Genomic DNA, 16,046 nt, shown 5'->3' on the forward strand with positions numbered 1-16,046 from the left:
GCTAGCTGGCGCGTCCCAACACCGGGTCGTCGACCACCACGCCTCTGCGCACGCCAAACACGACAGCGGTCAGCAGACCGGTCGCGCCCATGACAAGGCTGTACAGCACGCAGACCCAGACATTCCAGGGCATCAGCGCGATCAGCAACAGCGGCGTGGTACTGGCCCAGAAAGCATAGGCAATGTTGTAGGTGAAGGAGATCCCCGACACCCGGATGCTGGCCGGGAAGAGCCCGACCATCACTGACGGCACCACGCCCACGATTCCGCACGCCAGGCCCGCGATGGCATAGGCCACGCCCAGTGGCAGCCAGTGTTCGATCAGGCTGGCATACAGCACGCCGATCCCGAGCGGCAACAGCAGGCTGTACAGCATGACACCACGCCAAGCCCCGATCCGGTCGACCAGCCTGCCGGCCAGCACGCAGCCCAGGTTGAGGAACACGATACCCGCCGCGCTCAGGGCAAAGGTGTCACTGGCATGGATGCCGAAGCGCTGCTGCATGACCGTCGGCGTGATGACCACCAGCACCACCACTGCCGACGTCAGTACGAACGTCAGCAAGGCGGCGGGCAACAGTGACGCGCGATGGTCGCGCAGTACCTGCTTCAAAGGCAGACCTTGCAACCCTTCGCGTTGAGCGTGCAAGGCCATGAACACCGGGGTTTCGCTCAGCCAGCGGCGTAACCAGACGCCCACGACGCCGAACACCCCGCCCAGCAGGAACGGGATGCGCCATGCCCAGTCGAGAATTTCTGCCGGACTGAAGGCCCGAGCCAGCCAGGTCGCGGTCAGCGCGCCCAGCAGGTAGCCGAATGTCAGTCCGGCCTGCAACACGCCTAGCGCATAACCGCGATGGCCGGTCGGCGCATGCTCGGCCACGAACACCCAGGCGCTCGGCACCTCACCGCCCACCGCCGCGCCCTGCAGAATGCGCAGCGCCAGCAGCACCAGCGGCGCCCAATAGCCGATCTGCGCGTAGGTGGGCATGATGCCAATCAGCAGACACGGCAAGGCCATCATCAGGATGCTGAGGCTGAACACTCGCTTGCGGCCAAGACGATCGGCGAAATGGGCCATCAGAATGCCGCCCAGCGGACGCGCCAGATAGCCGGTCACGAAGATGCCGAAGCTCTGCAGCAAGCGCAGCCACTCTGGCATTTCAGGCGGAAAGAACAGTTGGCTGAGGGTCAGCGCGAAGAACACAAAGATGATGAAATCGTAGATTTCCAGCGCCCCGCCCAACGCTGCAAGGCTCAGGGTCTTGTAGTCGCCGCGGCTGAAAGGCTGTTGAGGTGGTCGAACGATGGCCGTCATGAAGCCCCCGATACATGGCTGAAAAGCGCATCCCGCGCTCGCTGGGCGCGAAGAATAGCAAAGCTTGCTCGGGCCGGGTGTTCAGGATGGCATTCGGCAGCCAATCATCACTGCCGTGAAGATGCCGCGACAGACGCTCTGCGTCCGCGTCTGTCGCAGTGCTGGCTCAGAAGTTGATCGAGGCCGACAATCGGGCGGTTCTGGGCGCGCCCATGAACAGGTAGTCATCGCCCAGGTACTCACCGGCGTCGCGCCAGTAACGTTTGTCGAACAGGTTGTCGACGGTCAGCCGCAGCACGGTGTCGTAGCCGCCAAGCCTGGTGCTGTAGCGGCTGCCAACATTGAACAGCGCGTAATCGTTGACCTGCACGGTGCCTGAACGGTCTGCCATCTTGCTGGCGCTGTACTGCACGCCACCGAGCAGCGCCAGGCCACGTATCGGCAGGCTGTAGTCGGCTTGCAGGCTGCCACGGTATTTAGGCACGTTGAGCGCCTGATGACCTTCATAGGCCTCGGTGCCGCTGCCTTCTACCCGCGCCCGGATCGCTGCGGCACTGGCAGAAATCTGCAGGCGGTCAGTCACCCAGCCACTGGCCCCCAGTTCCAGACCGGTGTTTTTCTGCTCGCCCTGCTGCACGTAGGTAAAGGTGCCGTCCTCGTTGGGTCTGGAATACTGATACGCCTGACGCGCCTGGAACACGGCTGCGGTGAAGCTCATGCGCTGCCAGTCGTACTTGACCCCGGCCTCCAGTTGACGCGACACCGTCGGGGCAAGAATCTCGCTGGCGTTGCTGGTGAACCACGCCGCCGTCCCGCCCAGCGACAGACCTTTGCTGTAGCGGGTGTAGAGCGACACATTGTCCAGCGGTTTGTAGATCAGTGCCGCCTGCGGCAGGAACACCCAGCGCTCGGTATGGCGCGCATCGCTGCCGTCTTCGGCGTAGGCCTGCTCGTCGAGACGCACCTGACGACCGCCCAGAACGGTCTGCCATTGTTCGTTGAAACTGATCCGGTCAGTGAGAAAAAGCCCGTACTGACGACTGTCCAGACGGCGCTCGGTGTGCGGCAACGGCAGGTCCGACGGTGCGACCGATTCAGGCGTTTCGTTGATGTTGCCGGAGCCGACGAACTCATTGAAGGTACTCCGCGTATCGACCGTACGGCGATAGGCGCTGGTGCCAACCGTCAACTCATGCCCGAGCGAGCCGGTGTTGAAGGTGCCGGACAGCGCGGCCTCGACTTCATCGTTGCGCCGGGTGTCGTCCGGGCTGCGGAAGTCATAGATGTCGTAGCCGCCCTCGGCGCTGAAATGATTTGGCACGGCCTCGGCGGCGCAACTGGCCGACCCGTAGCAACCCCAGGCGAAGGCGCTGTAGTCGTCGATGACCACACGGCTGCGCGACGCACTGACGCTGCCCTTCCAACTGTCGTTGAACCGGTACTCGAAACGGCCGTTCATGTTCAGGGAATCGATCCCGACAGGATTGGACCGGCGCTGATAGCCCAGCAGTTTGCGCGGCGAGGCATCGTGAGGCAGGTTCGTGCCGCCGAGCAACTGATAACCGGGCACCGAACGCTGCTCCTTGCTCTGGTACTCGACGTCCAGTTGCAACAGGGCGCGCTCGCTGATGGCCCAGTCGAACGCCAGCGACGCGAAGTCACGCTGACCATCGGCGTGCTCGACGTACGAGCGGATGTCTTCGTGGGCCAGGTTGGCACGCAGACCGAACTGTCGCTCGCTGCCGAACCAGCCGCCCACGTCAGTGGCGAGGTAACGCTCGCCATGCTCGTTAGTGGACAGCGTGACCGAGCGCACGTCCTGCGGGCGCTTGGTCTGGTAATTGATGATGCCACCGGGCTGCGACACGCCGCTTTGCAGGCCCGACAGACCCTTGAGCAGTTCGACCTGCTGTTTGTTTTCCAGCGCCACGTTCTGCTCGCCGGTGATGCTGCGACCGTTGATGCGATAGCTGTTGGCGGCGTCGAGCGAGAAACCGCGCACCACGAAATTTTCGTAATAACCGACCGGGGCGTAGCTCTCGCCCACCGATGCGTCGTTGCGCAGCACTTCGCTGAGCAGTCTGGCCTGGCGGTCCTTGATCAACGCTTCGCTGAACACCGACACCGACGCAGGCGTGTCGAGCAACGCGGCCTGATCGTAACCGGCAATCGAGGCCCGGCCGGCCTGATAATCACCGGCGTTTTCGTCACGCACACCCGAGACGTTCACCGCCTCCAGACTGACCGGTTCGACGGCCAGTACCGGACAGGTAACGGCCATGCCCAACGGCAGCAAGCGCGATGCAAAACGCACGGCAGGTCGGTGTGACGTACTCATTGAACGACTCCAGAAGACAGGCGCCCGGACAGACGCGAAGCACCTTCCGGCAGGGGGCAACCTTTTACGTTCACCGCCGTTTTTTTTCAACCATTGCGTGCACATCGTTACGCGCAGAGGTGGACGGGAAAATGCACTGCCAGTGCCTACGCAACAAAACGACATGATCGATCATTAAGCGTGAGTTAAGTCAGCATGGATAATCTGAATTCAACAACGCCGCTGAACGAATCAGCGAGCCGATAATCCATTAGAACAGATCAATCAGAAGGAACATCCTATGAAACTTATGTCTGCCCTCTTCGCCGCTGCTGCCCTGACTGCCGTTGCCGGCGCTGCCCAAGCCGATATCGGTCCTGACGAAGTTGTCCGTCTGCAAAAAGCTGGCACGGTCGGTGACTTCGAGCAGTTCAACAAGCAGGCACTGGCCAAGCATTCCGGCTTCCAGATCCACGACACCGAACTTGAGAAAGACGCTGGCGGCAATTACATCTACCAGATCGAACTCAAGGACGCCAAAGGCGTGGAATGGAACTACGACGTCAACGCCAAGACTGGCGCAGTCGTTCGTGACGAACAAGACCGTTAATGCACTGAAAAGCGCGTTAACTATGTAGGAAAAATTCCCATTTAAAGTGGGAATTTTTTTGAACCTTGCAAAACGTACTTACTGTTTAAGCTCAACTTTCAGCAGTTGACCTTTGCTGTCGTCGGTCAGCAGATACAGATAACCGTCGGGTCCCTGACGGACGTCGCGGATACGCTGCTTCATGTCTTTGAGCAGGCGTTCTTCGTGAACAATCCTGTCGCCTTCGAACTGCAAACGAATCAGCTCCTCAGTGGCCAGCGCGCCAATGAACAGGTTGTGGTCCCACTTCTCGAAACGGCCATCGCTGTAGAACGCCATGCCGCTGATGCCCGGTGACTGCTCCCAGACCTGAAACGGTACTTTCGTGCCTTCGACGAACTTGCCCTTGGCTTCCGGGATCGGCTGCCCCGAATAGTCGATGCCATGGGTTGCCAGCGGCCAGCCGTAATTCTGACCACGCTCGATGATGTTCACCTCGTCGCCACCCTTGGGACCGTGCTCATTGGTCCACAACGTGCCGGACCATGGATTCAGCGCCGCTCCCTGCTGGTTGCGATGACCGTAGGACCAGATCTCGGGGCGCACATTTTTCTGGCCAACGAACGGGTTGTCCTTGGGCACGTTACCGTCCGGGAAGATGCGCACGATCTTGCCTTGCAGTTTGTCCAGGTCCTGTGCGGTCGGACGGTTGTTATTCTCGCCCAGGGCGATGAACAGATAGCCGTCACGGTCGAACACCATGCGCGAGCCAAAGTGGTTACCGACGGACAGTTTAGGCTCCTGACGGAAAATCACTTCGAAATCCTCCAGCCGGGTCATGTCCGCCGACAACCGACCGCGCCCGGCGGCCGTTCCCGCGGTATCGCCTTCGGCGGCGGTCTTGCCGCTGCCTTCGGAATAGGTCAGGTAGACCATGCGATCCTTGGCAAAATCGGGGGACAACACCACGTCCAGCAGACCGCCCTGTTTTCTGGCCCAGACCTGCGGCACACCCGAGATCGGCGCGGACAGCTTGCCGTCCGCCGACACCACGCGCAGATTGCCCGAGCGCTCGGTGACCAGAATGCCCTTCGCGTCCGGCAAAAACGCCAGTGCCCACGGGTAGTTCAAGCCTTCAGCCACCGTACTGACGCTCACTGTGCCAAGCTCGGTTTTGTATTCATTCGTTGCCGCGCTGGCAGACAGGGGCAGGCTGAGAAAGGCAGCGGTACACAGTGTCGCAATCAGGGTTTTTCTGAACATGGGCGATTCCTTATGCATTGATTGGAAGTCCCGCCGCAAGGCAGGGACGAAGCGTCAGTGGATCACTTGGAACGTTGCGGATCAGGGGTCTGCGTGGACGGGCGCGATGGAGCCTGACGGTTCGGCTGACCATTGCCGATGCCGCCGTTTTCCAACGTTGGCTGGCGCACCGGCGGCGCAATATTCGGTGCACGCGAGGGCGGAGTGCTGGGCACGGTGCCTTGGCGGCTGTTGGGGTTGGCGCGGTGGATGGGGCTGTTGTAGGGGTTGCTGCTGGCACCATTGCCCTGCGTGCTGTTGGGCAGGTTCTGCGCGTGGGCCACACTTGCGATCGATAACACGCACAGCGCGCCCCACACCAGTTTGCGCACAAAACTGTTCATCACTTACCTCTTGTGAGTTGCCTGGAGAACGGTGAAGACTCAGGCCTTTGATGGCGATATGCGGATCAGGTTCGGCCTGGTAGCGATGATGGGCAAGTAAAGCAGGGCGAGAGTTTGTAACAAGGATGGTCAGAACGACCGGCACGCGGCCACTTTGGTACACCGCCCAGACGCTGTACGAACAGTCGGCGAGCGAAGGTCAGGCAAGGCAAAAACAGGCAGGGAAGCGGAGTCTGGTTGGCGTAAATGAGCATTCCGAGCCTGTTTTTAACGCCGCATCACCGACCGCAGCCACTGTATGTAAAGAACCTAGCGAGCGCTGGCCTGCACAGGCAGGGCAGCCGACACCAGCGGCATGCTGAACGTGAACGTCGTGCCCTGCTCACGCGTTGAGCACACATCGAGCGTACCGCCGTGCGCGATGGCGATCTGGCTGGCGATGTACAGGCCGAGACCCAATCCGGCCTGCGGCTCGTCGGTTACGGGACGCGAATAGGGTTGAAACAACTGAGTCAGCACCGGCTCGGGAATGGGCTCGCCCTGATTGGTCACGCTGAGCACGAACGAGCCGCCGTTGACCAGCGCGTCCACCTCGACCGGGCTTGCAGAGTCGCCATGACTGATCGCATTGGAGACCAGGTTGGACAGCAATTGCGCGATCCGCTCGTGATCGCAGCGGATGTGCTCCAGCGTGCCAATCCGCGAACGGATCTGCCGGGTGGGGTGCACTCGCTGGACTTCCGACACCACATGCTCAAGCGTCGCATCCAGCCCGTCGGCATCGTGAATGCTCAATGGAATGCCATGCCCCAGACGGCCCCGGGCGAAATCCAGCACGTCGTCGACCAGTTGAGAGGCTCGTTTGCCGGAAGTCAGGATGTGGTGGACGATCTGCTGCGCCTTGTCATCCAGCGGTCGTCGCAACAGCAGTTCGGCGCTGGCGTTGATGGCGAACAATGGGTTGCGCAAGTCATGCCCCAGCACGGCGATGAACTGCTCGCGCAACTCGGACACTTCGCGCTCGGCCAGCAGATCGGCCTGCACCTGCTGCATGTCATCCTCGGCTTCGATCTGCAGCGCCAGCAGGCGAGCGAACGAGACCATCATCGCCAGGATCGGCGTGCCCTTGAGCTTGGCGGGCTTGGGGTCCAGCGCGCAGATGGTGCCGAAGAACGAACCGTCGGTGAGAAAAATCGGAACGGATATGTAACTCTGAAAGTTGTACAGACGCGGCGTATGGTGCGCGCAGAACTTCGTATCTTCGGCCACATGATCGATCACCACAGGTTCGTGGGACCCGCTGATTTCATGACAGATGGTGCTGGTCAGTTCCAGCTCGCCGCCCGCTTGCAGGCCGAAGTTCAGCTTGTCCAGCACGGCACAGGCGGTCCAGGACGTGTCAGTCACCCGTGCGACCGCCGCAAACCCGAGGCCCGTGGACTCCGATACCACTTGCAGGATGGCTGGAACCGCACTGACCCGAGCGATCTTGGCTACATCGTTTGCAATGGATTGCCGCATGTCTTTCCTGTTACGAAGCGTTGGGAGGTTATCCGTGACCGGACATTGTAGAGGCGCAGCCCGATTTGTATACGCTGCTTGTTAAACCTTAGCGTTTAGTTCAATGCTTGTGTGAATGTTCCAGACAAGCAGCGGCGACCCGGGATCTAATCCACTCAAACGAGTTTCAAATAAACTCATTTGAATGGCATACCGACAAGTGGGCAACATCGCTTTAACCTTCGAGCACTTACGTCGCAGGGCGTGGGAAGGTGACGGTGAATGTGGTGCCCTCTTCAACCGACGAGCGAACCGTGATCTCGCCCAGGTGCGCTCGCACGATTTCACGAACGATGAACAGCCCCAGGCCGACTGTGCGGGTTTCGTCGTTATCGCTGACCACTCGCACGGCAGGCTCGTAAAGACTGTCGACTTTTTCCATGGCAATGGGCTCGCCCCGGTTATGCACCGACACCCTGATGGCATTCGGCTCGAACGCCGAAGTGACGACAATCTCCCCGTTGGGCACCCCGTAGGTCGCCGCGTTGCTGATCAGATTACCCACCAGTTGCACGAGTCGATCGGGGTCAGCCGCGCAGGTGCCCTCTCCTTGCGTGCGATGGACCAGTGAATGGTCGGCAAAGGTGCCGCGCAGTTCCTCGACACCACGGGCAATCGTGGCGTGCAGATCGATTGGCTGGGTAGACAAGGCCATGCCGCGTCCGACCCGTGCCTGAGTGAAGTCCAGCAGATCGACGATCATGCGCTCGGCGCGATCGGTGGAATGGTGGATGTGACCCAAGATGCGCTCCTGACGCGGCTCCAGATGACTGCGCTCCAGCAAACCGGCGGCCATCTTGATCGCCGCCAACGGGTTGCGCAGATCGTGACTGACGATGTCTACCATCTGCTCGGCAAAGATCGCGCGGATCTCCGCCTCGACATGTGCCAGCCGCAAGCGATTGCGGGCCGAGGTCAGCTCGGTTTGAACCGACATTTGATGCTGCAGTAACTCTTCGGCCATCTTGCGCGCCGCCAGCAACTCGCGCTCGTACTTATTGCGCTCTTCGGCCAGGAATACCGCCAGCTCATGCACCACGCCTGTTGCGTGTTCGCGGCGAACCGCATTGAGCATCATCGGAACGGAACGCCCCTCGGCGTGGATCATCTCGACTTTGACTTCGGCAATCGAGCCCTGAGTCTGCAGCAGCGGTGCCCAGTGGGTCTGCAGGAAGACCTTGCCTGCCATGTTCAACAGGTCCTGAAAACGGCGACCCAGGACTGCTTCACGCTCAAGGCCCAGCCATAGACAGAACGTCTGGTTGACGCGTTCGATGGTGCCGTTGGGTTGCGTCACCAGCAGGCCGCAGGGTGCATGATCGTAAAGCGCCTCGATATCGGAACGAGTGGTTTCTTCAATCTCCATGGGCTGCACTTCCGAGCGAGCCGAGAAACTGGTTCATGGCGTCGATGCAGGCTTGCGGCGCGCTCATGTGCGGGTAGTGCCCCACGTTGTGAATCATGTGCAACGTGCTGTCCGGAATCACGCGGTTCAGGTACTCACCCACCTGAACCGGTACCACCAGATCGTCACTGCTTTGCAAAATGAGCGTCCTGGCCTTGAAGCGTGCGACGTCCGCGCGATGGTCCGAGAGAAACGTCACCCGGGCGAACTGCTTGGCCATGTCAGCGTTGGTGCGGCAGAAACTGTTGGCCAGCTCTTCGCCCAGCTCAGGCCGGTCGGAGGCGCCCATCAACGTCGGTGCCATGGTGCTCGACCAGCCCAGGTAGTTGCTTTCCAGGGTTTCGAGCAGCGACTCGACATCGGCGCGGGTGAAACCACCCACGTAGTCGCCGTCGTTGAGGTAATGCGGCGAAGGCCCGACCATCACATGCCCCTGAAACCGCCCCGGCGATTGAAGCTCGGCGAGCACCGCGATCATGCAGCTGACCGAATGCCCGACATGAATCACCGGCCCGGAACCGCCGAACTCATCGACCAGTTCCAGCAGATCGGTCGCGTAGCCTTTGAGCGTTGCGTATTTGTGCGGGTAATAGGCCGACGTATCGGACTGCCCGCTGCCCACCAGATCAAACAGCACCACCCTGAAGTGCTCTGCAAAATGAGGTGACATGAAGCGCCACATGTTCTGGTCGCAACCAAAGCCGTGGGCAAAAATCAGTGTGGTCGGTCCGTCGCCCATGATATTGACGTTGTTGCGCTGTTGGACCGACATGGCGGGCTCCAGGAAAACGGCTGCGCATCCCTCAAGGCGCGCATACAGCCAGAATGATAAGGCGAGATTATCACCGTTAAAGGCAATCTAGTGGCACAAACCGCATTTATGATGAACCGTATAGCGCCGCACGTCATATCCGGGTGCCAGGATGGCCCGAACCGAGCGCCGGGCCTGCTGAATTCGCTGGTCTGCAATAGGTGACCCAGAGCGTCAAAGGCGGCATGCCAACGCAAAGCATTGGCATGATCAAGGTTGGCAGGTGGGCTCTTGAGGTGGAGATTTTCACCGCATCTTCGTCGCCGTGCCGTCACGCAGCAAATGCCGGCCCCGTTGGGGCGGGCTTGCTCACGAAGGGGTCAGCGCAGCCCACTGCGGAATTTCACTCCCCGATGTCTTCGTTCCACACGTCAGGCTTGTCCTCGATGAAGCGGCGCATCATGTGCTCGCAGCCGTGGTCGTTGAGCACATCGACCTGCACGCCACGTGAGCGCAGCAGCTCTTCCTCACCCATGAACGAGCGGTTTTCGCCGATGATTATCTTGCGAATGCCATACAGCAGAATCGCCCCGCTGCACATGGCGCAGGGTGACAGCGTGGTGTAGAGCACGGCCTCGCGGTACACACTGGCAGGCTGGCGTCCGGCGTTTTCCAGTGCATCCATCTCGCCATGCTTGATGGCACTGCCTTCCTGAACCCGACGATTGTGGCCGCGGCCAATGATCTTGCCGTCGTGGACAATAACCGAGCCGATGGGGATGCCACCCTCTTCGAGCCCCAGTTGCGCCTCGTCGATTGCTGCCTGCATGAATGGGTCCATGATGTCGCCTCGCTTTCGTTGGGTGTCACTGTTTCAAAATATTCTGGGCATTGTGTAGGGCCCGGTTCACATAGCGTCCCAGCAATGCCGAGGAGCTGGCTTTCATTTCGCTACTGACCTGAATGTTTCTGGCCCTGAATTTGTTCACCACCGAAGACGAGCTGTCGCCCTGACTGAGCGATCGCAGCTCCTCCGCGCTGAAGGAATGCGCATAGGCATTGGCCAGATTGCGATCCCACTCGGCCTGATAGTCCGGCTGTAGACGCTGCAACTCGCGCTGCACCAGTTCCTGAGCTTCCGTTTTTCCGACCGCTTGCACAATGCTGGCAAATGCGACCGTGCGCGAGGCGACCTGATAACCGAGCCACGCCAGACCGTCTCCCAGCTTGCGTTCCTGTACGAAGCTCAAGGCGGTGTCGTCGGCTTCGTCGGCATGGCTCTGCCGCGGCATCTCAAGAAAGACGCACGCCATCAACACCAGACTGGTTTTGAGTGCAATTTGCAATCCCTGCCTGCTCCCATTCATCCCTCCCTCCCGCGTGTGAAAATCTGTGCAACCCGGACGTTAACAGTTCACATCGCCCCTGCCACAGACCACGTCGCATACCGCTCAATTATGCCGCTCTCAGCAATGTCGGGAGCGCCATTGCTCACGTGTCAGGCGGTAGATACGCACGCCAAGCCGATGATACTGACTGTGGATATAACCATTGAATCCGACCTTGTGCAGCACCTTGACCGAGGCCAGGTTTTCCGGCTGAACGATGGCAATGACCGACGCCAGCTGCAAGGTGTCGAACCCATGGTGCAACGTCGCCAGCGCCGCTTCGGTGGCCAGTCCGTGCCCCCAGCGTGAAGGCGCCAGCCGGTAGCCGATCTCGACCTCCATCACGCCCTCCACCCGTTCGGTATTCAGCCCGCAGAAACCGATCAGTCGGGCCGTGGAGGACTCGATGACCGCCTGCGGACCAAACCCGTCAGTCTGGTAGGCGTGCCTGCAATTGCGCACGAATTCAGCCGTCGCCTGCTCATTGAGCACGCCACGCACCGAATAACGCATCACGTCCGCGTCGCCGAGTATCGCCGCCAGATCAGGCACATCGGCCACCTGCAAGTCACGCAACTGCAGACGCTCTGTCGACAACGTGATCATGCTTTCACCGTGCTGCGATTGATCACAGTGCGGTGCTTACCCTGGCGGCGACATCGCCCGGCAGCCAGGCCTTCCAGACATCGGGATGCTGCTTGAGGAACGCCTGGGCGGCGACCTTGGGATCGGTGCGTTCCTTGCTCATGTCAGCCAGGGTCCGGTTAAGCAGATCAATGGGGAAATCGACGTTCTTGAAAAAGCTCACCAGTTCCGGATGTTGCTTGTTGAACGGTGCCGAGACGCCGATCGACAGTTTCGCTGCCAGCGACGCGGAGCCCTTGGGATTCCGGTTGCCGGCATCGGTGAGGGTCTTCCAGGCTTCGGGATCGAATGGCGGTTCTTCCAGCTTGATCAGCTTGTAACTGCCCAGTAGCGGCGTTGGCGACCAGTAGTAGAACAACACCGGTTTGCCACGGCGGATGGCCGAGCCAATTTCGGCATCCAGCGCGGCACCCGAGCCGGTGCGGAAGTTGACGAAGCTGTCGTCCAGGCCATAAGCCTTGAGTTTCTGGGTGTTGACGATTTCCGACGTCCAGCCGCTGGGGCTGTTGAGGAAGCGGCCCTTGTTCGGCGATTCAGGATCCTTGAAGACGTCCGTGTAACGCGTCAGGTCCTGAACCGTTTTCAGATCCGGTGCCAGCGGCTTGATGCCTTTGGCGGCGTCGCCCTTTATCACGTATTCAGGCACCCACCAGCCTTCGGTGGCACCTTTGACGATATCGCCCAGCCCGAGCACTTTGCCTTCTTCCTCAGCCTTGACCCATACCGGGCTGCGTCCCGTCCACTCTTCGGCGATCACCTGAATGTCGTTCTTGGCCAGCGCGGTTTCCAGGCTCACGGTACTGCCGGGCAAGGTGTCGGTGGTATAGCCGTAGCCCTTCTCGACCAGCGTGCGTAGCACCTCGGTGATCAGGCTGCCACTTTCCCAGGTCAGTGCCCCGAAGTGGATGGGCTCGGCCTTGTCGGCCGCCAGCACCGGCTGCCCAAGCAGCCCCAACGCCAGCAGCGAACCGCCCAGCAGTCTTGTTATGGATTTCATGATCACCTCAGGGTGCGGGGGTGGACTTGATGTCTGAAATCTATCGACATCAGCAGGGTGTGATTAGTTGTGCCGTCTGCGCGGCCCGGGATGAAGGTTAGCTGTCGCCCTGTATGATGCAGCCCGTCCATCGATTGTCCGTGAGCTGTTTCGCATGCCTGATACGCAATTTCTGATCCTGAGCGATGAGTGTCGGCCACTGCTGGGCAAATTCTATCGACAACATCAGTCGTCGATGCGCGCCGCCAGCAAGGGGCAGGTCTGGGTGGCCAGGCGGCAGGAGATCATCGGCGCGCTGTCCCTGACTCCGGTGGCCGAGGGGTACTGGCTGACCGGGCTGTTCGTGGCTGCGGAGTATCGCGGGCAGGCTGTCGCCAGGCGCTTGATCGAAGCCGCCATGCAGCCGCTAGACGGGCCGGTCTGGCTGTTCTGCCATCCGGATCTGCTGGCATTCTATAAGCCGCTGGGCTTCGAACCCGCCCAGCGTCTGCCGCAGTCGCTGGGCGAGCGCCTGATGCGCTACAACCGCAGCAAGGCGCTGATCGCCCTGTGTCATGAGGCAGAAAGTGGCCAGTCTTGAGAGGGGCAGCGTTGGCAGGCCTGGTTATTCGTCAGCGTTGGGGTCCATGTCCGGAAACATCACGTCCATGAAGCCGAACTTGCTGAAATCGGTAATACGCGACGGATACAGACGTCCGATCAAGTGATCGCACTCGTGCTGCACGACCCGTGCGTGGAACCCGAAGGCATCGCGCTGGATCAGCTGACCATCCGGGTCGAACCCTTCATAACGAATGCTCTGAAAGCGATTGACCATGCCACGCAGTCCGGGCACCGACAGGCACCCTTCCCAACCTTCTTCAACCGCCGGGTACAACGGCGTTATGACCGGATTGATGAGGATGGTCTGGGGTACGGCTTCAGCCTGCGGATAGCGCTCGCTGCGCTCGAAACCGAAGATCACCAGTTGCAGGTCGACACCGATCTGCGGCGCGGCGAGGCCCACACCTCCGACGCTTTCCATGGTTTCGAACATATCGGCAATCAGCGTCTTGAGCTCTTCGCTGCCGAACATGGCCTGTGGCACTGGCGGGGCGATACGCAGCAGTCGTTCGTCGCCCATTTTCAAGATCTTGTGAATCACAGTGGCCTGTCCTCCCTGCAAAGCGCCATCTTGCCACACGCTGTTCAATAAACGCTTGTGGCAGACTCATTCAACGAACCATCAGGTTTCGTCGGCCTTGGCCAACGGCACGGAATGATCTCGGCCCAGACCGGAAACATGCTGTTTGCCGATCCCTTCACCGCCGCCGTCACCCGCTTCCTTCTCGCCCTCTTCCTTGCCTTCGGCGGACATATGCTCGATGACCGCGTTCATCTCCGCTCCCAGCAGCAATACGGCCGCCGAGATGTAGAAGTACAACAGCAGCACGATGATCGCGCCGATGCTGCCGTACATGGCGTTGTAGTCAGCGAAGGTCTTGACGTAAAAACCGAACGCCAGCGATGCGACGATCCATACCACGACCGCCAGCACCGAGCCGGGCGTGATGAAGCGAAACTCCTGTTTCACGTCAGGCATCACGTAATAGATCAGCGCCACAGCCACCATTAGCAGCAGAATAATGGCCGGCCAGCGCAGGATGGTCCATAGCGTGACGATGAACTCTTCCATGCCAATCTGCGCGGCAATCCAGTTCATCACCTGCGGGCCGAGCACCATGAAAGCAGCAGCGGCGAGCAGCATGCCTGCAATGCCGACGGTGTAGAAAATCGACAGCGGGAAACGCTTCCAGATCGGGCGGCCTTCCACCACGTCGTAGGCCGCGTTCATCGCGCTCATCATCAATCGCACGCCAGCCGAAGCGGTCCACAGCGCGATGAAGATACCGATCGACAGTAGTCCGCCCTTGGATTGTTGCAACTGGTCGATGACCGGATTGACCTGTTCAAGCGCCTGCGGCGGCAGCACCAGTTCCGACTGCAAGCGCAGCCAGGAGAAAAAATCCGGCAAATGCAGGAAGCCGATCAGCGCGATCAGGAACAGCAGAAACGGAAACAGAGAAAACAGCATCTGGTAGGCCAGTGCCGATGCATAGGTGGACATCTCGTCATCGAGAAATTCATTGACGGTGCGTACCAGCACTTTGCCAACCGACAGTTGACGTAAATGGGGGAAAATCATGGCGTTTCCTCTCGCTCCCTTACTGGAACACCTTACAGCCTCAAGATCGGGTATCGCTGCAATTATCTGCCAATTCAATGACAAACCTGTGCAGCCACCGATGTCACATTGACTTGACGTGCCGTAAAAGGTTTCAGTTACGTAGAGCAGAATGCATAACGGTCATCCGAGGATGACCGCTATCTGCATTATCGCGTCCCGGTTTCGAACCCGGGAACGTCAGGCTTACGCCTTGTCGACGCCCTTCTTGATGGCATCCTTGGCGTCGCCTTTAGCCTGCTGGCCTTCGCCCTTGATTTCCTGCGCCTTGCCTTCAGCCCTCAACTTGGTGTTGTCGGTAGCCTTGCCAACCGCTTGCTTGACGTTACCAACGGCTTCGTTGGCCATGCCTTTGACTTTATCGCCGGTGCTACTCATGGGAATATCTCCTGGGTCTGAAGACCACATTGAAATCGTGTGTCGTACTCGACATAAAGATTGACCCGAGCCGTTTGCCAAGAGTTTCAAGTATTTTTTCGGCGCAGACTCCCGTTCGTCTGCCGCCCTGTCCGGTGTATACCACCGGCGAATCGCGAGTTCGTAGCGGAGTTTGTGCGAGAATGCGCGACACCGTTGCCCAGCACCACCCGGCACGCTGAACAAACCGATCCACAGGAACGTTATGAAACTCGATAAAAAGCTGGCCATCGCACGCAGGAACCAGGCTCTGGGCGGCGCTGTGCTCGGCGTCAACAACACCCATTTCGCAGTCCTCGACCCCAAGCGCAATATCTGGTGGTTCGATCTGCCGGTTCCGCGCCTGCAAGTCGGCCAGTACGAGTGGCTGCACCTGCTGCTGCACACGCCCGCGACCGACCAGTTGCTGCACTTGAAAGTCACCACAGTGTTCATGCGCGATCACATGGAAGGTCTGGAAGTACGCAACGCCGACAAGCGCAAGTCTACGGTCAGCCTGGAGTTGAGCGCCGACAAGGATTCCTACCTCAAGGACATGCGCCCCAAGGGCAGCAACCTGAGCTTTGCGGGTTTCCTGCAACCCTGATCAGGGGTCGACAGCCAGCGTGAGAGTCGCCAGCGCGGCGACTTTCATCGGCTCGCTCAGGCCAGACGCCGCGCCACCAGATACCCCGCCGGCCCCGCCCATGCCGGGGTCACCGTCGCCCAGGCCCGGGCCACCAGCGCCCGTTGCGCGGGGCAGCCCGTCATCGGGTCCCCGTCGGGCAGCTCATAGGGGCCGTATGCAAC

At 60.1% G+C, this 16,046-nt stretch carries 17 protein-coding genes; 3 read left to right on the forward strand and 14 right to left on the reverse strand.

Translation table 11 applies throughout. The annotated features are described in order from the left end of the window. Position 1: 1 nt before the first annotated feature. Together BZK31_RS17110 and BZK31_RS17115 are read right to left on the reverse strand one after the other, a co-directional pair. Complete coding sequence (locus BZK31_RS17110) at positions 2-1,318, reverse strand: MFS transporter (protein WP_083184138.1); 1,317 nt, start codon at positions 1,316-1,318, stop codon at positions 2-4. A gap of 166 nt (positions 1,319-1,484) precedes the next feature. Continuing rightward, positions 1,485-3,656: a TonB-dependent siderophore receptor gene (locus BZK31_RS17115; protein WP_083184139.1), complete on the reverse strand. Its 2,172-nt coding sequence runs from the start codon at positions 3,654-3,656 to the stop codon at positions 1,485-1,487. Between the two features lie 280 nt (positions 3,657-3,936). Here BZK31_RS17115 and BZK31_RS17120 point away from each other — a divergent pair, with 280 nt between their 5' ends. Next, a complete protein-coding gene (locus tag BZK31_RS17120; RefSeq protein WP_083184140.1) occupies positions 3,937-4,245 on the forward strand; it encodes a PepSY domain-containing protein in 309 nt (102 codons plus the stop codon). A gap of 78 nt (positions 4,246-4,323) precedes the next feature. Here BZK31_RS17120 and BZK31_RS17125 read toward each other — a convergent pair whose 3' ends face one another. The 9 genes from BZK31_RS17125 to BZK31_RS17170 all read right to left on the reverse strand — a co-directional run bounded on the left by BZK31_RS17125 (position 4,324) and on the right by BZK31_RS17170 (position 12,616). Then, a complete protein-coding gene (locus BZK31_RS17125) occupies positions 4,324-5,487 on the reverse strand; it encodes a PQQ-dependent sugar dehydrogenase (protein ID WP_083184141.1) in 1,164 nt (387 codons plus the stop codon). Positions 5,488-5,549: 62 nt separating this feature from the next. After that, the gene (locus tag BZK31_RS17130; RefSeq protein ID WP_083184142.1) at positions 5,550-5,870 is read right to left on the reverse strand and encodes a hypothetical protein; all 321 of its coding nucleotides are present in this window, start codon (positions 5,868-5,870) and stop codon (positions 5,550-5,552) included. A gap of 309 nt (positions 5,871-6,179) precedes the next feature. Then, the gene (locus BZK31_RS17140; RefSeq protein ID WP_083184143.1) at positions 6,180-7,391 is read right to left on the reverse strand and encodes a GAF domain-containing sensor histidine kinase; all 1,212 of its coding nucleotides are present in this window, start codon (positions 7,389-7,391) and stop codon (positions 6,180-6,182) included. 229 nt (positions 7,392-7,620) lie between these two features. After that, positions 7,621-8,796: a PAS domain-containing sensor histidine kinase gene (locus BZK31_RS17145; RefSeq protein ID WP_083184144.1), complete on the reverse strand. Its 1,176-nt coding sequence runs from the start codon at positions 8,794-8,796 to the stop codon at positions 7,621-7,623. Next, positions 8,786-9,607, reverse strand: a complete 822-nt coding sequence (locus BZK31_RS17150) for an alpha/beta fold hydrolase (protein ID WP_083184145.1) — start codon at positions 9,605-9,607, stop codon at positions 8,786-8,788. The genes BZK31_RS17145 and BZK31_RS17150 overlap by 11 nt, the downstream gene beginning before the upstream one ends. A 382-nt stretch (positions 9,608-9,989) precedes the next feature. After that, positions 9,990-10,427 (reverse strand): nucleoside deaminase, encoded by a 438-nt coding sequence (locus BZK31_RS17155; protein ID WP_083184146.1) that lies wholly within the window; start codon positions 10,425-10,427, stop codon positions 9,990-9,992. 25 nt (positions 10,428-10,452) lie between these two features. Continuing rightward, entirely contained in the window at positions 10,453-10,953 is a 501-nt protein-coding gene (locus BZK31_RS17160; protein ID WP_083184147.1) for a hypothetical protein, read from the reverse strand. 99 nt (positions 10,954-11,052) lie between these two features. Then, positions 11,053-11,580 carry a GNAT family N-acetyltransferase gene (locus tag BZK31_RS17165; RefSeq protein WP_083184148.1) on the reverse strand — a complete coding sequence of 176 codons (528 nt, stop codon included), beginning with the start codon at positions 11,578-11,580 and terminating at the stop codon, positions 11,053-11,055. A gap of 22 nt (positions 11,581-11,602) precedes the next feature. Continuing rightward, complete coding sequence (locus tag BZK31_RS17170) at positions 11,603-12,616, reverse strand: ABC transporter substrate-binding protein (protein ID WP_083184149.1); 1,014 nt, start codon at positions 12,614-12,616, stop codon at positions 11,603-11,605. 154 nt (positions 12,617-12,770) lie between these two features. Here BZK31_RS17170 and BZK31_RS17175 point away from each other — a divergent pair, with 154 nt between their 5' ends. Further along, on the forward strand, positions 12,771-13,196 hold the full coding sequence (locus BZK31_RS17175; RefSeq protein WP_083184150.1) for a GNAT family N-acetyltransferase: 426 nt from the start codon (positions 12,771-12,773) through the stop codon (positions 13,194-13,196). Positions 13,197-13,220: 24 nt separating this feature from the next. On the opposite strand, the gene def is transcribed toward BZK31_RS17175, so the two are convergent. The 3 genes from def to BZK31_RS17190 form a co-directional block, all read right to left on the reverse strand. Then, positions 13,221-13,760: a peptide deformylase gene (def, locus tag BZK31_RS17180; RefSeq protein WP_083184156.1), complete on the reverse strand. Its 540-nt coding sequence runs from the start codon at positions 13,758-13,760 to the stop codon at positions 13,221-13,223. Positions 13,761-13,841: 81 nt separating this feature from the next. Beyond that, positions 13,842-14,801, reverse strand: coding sequence for a YihY/virulence factor BrkB family protein (locus BZK31_RS17185; protein ID WP_083184151.1), 960 nt, complete (start codon positions 14,799-14,801; stop codon positions 13,842-13,844). A gap of 225 nt (positions 14,802-15,026) precedes the next feature. After that, positions 15,027-15,218: a CsbD family protein gene (locus BZK31_RS17190; RefSeq protein ID WP_083184152.1), complete on the reverse strand. Its 192-nt coding sequence runs from the start codon at positions 15,216-15,218 to the stop codon at positions 15,027-15,029. A 244-nt stretch (positions 15,219-15,462) separates the two neighbouring features. On the opposite strand from BZK31_RS17190, the gene BZK31_RS17195 reads away from it, so the two are divergent. Next, the gene (locus BZK31_RS17195; RefSeq protein WP_083184153.1) at positions 15,463-15,843 is read left to right on the forward strand and encodes a hypothetical protein; all 381 of its coding nucleotides are present in this window, start codon (positions 15,463-15,465) and stop codon (positions 15,841-15,843) included. The last annotated feature ends 203 nt before the right edge of the window (positions 15,844-16,046 follow it).

The organism is Pseudomonas floridensis, assembly GCF_002087235.1.
Taxonomy (GTDB): Bacteria; Pseudomonadota; Gammaproteobacteria; order Pseudomonadales; family Pseudomonadaceae; genus Aquipseudomonas; species Aquipseudomonas floridensis.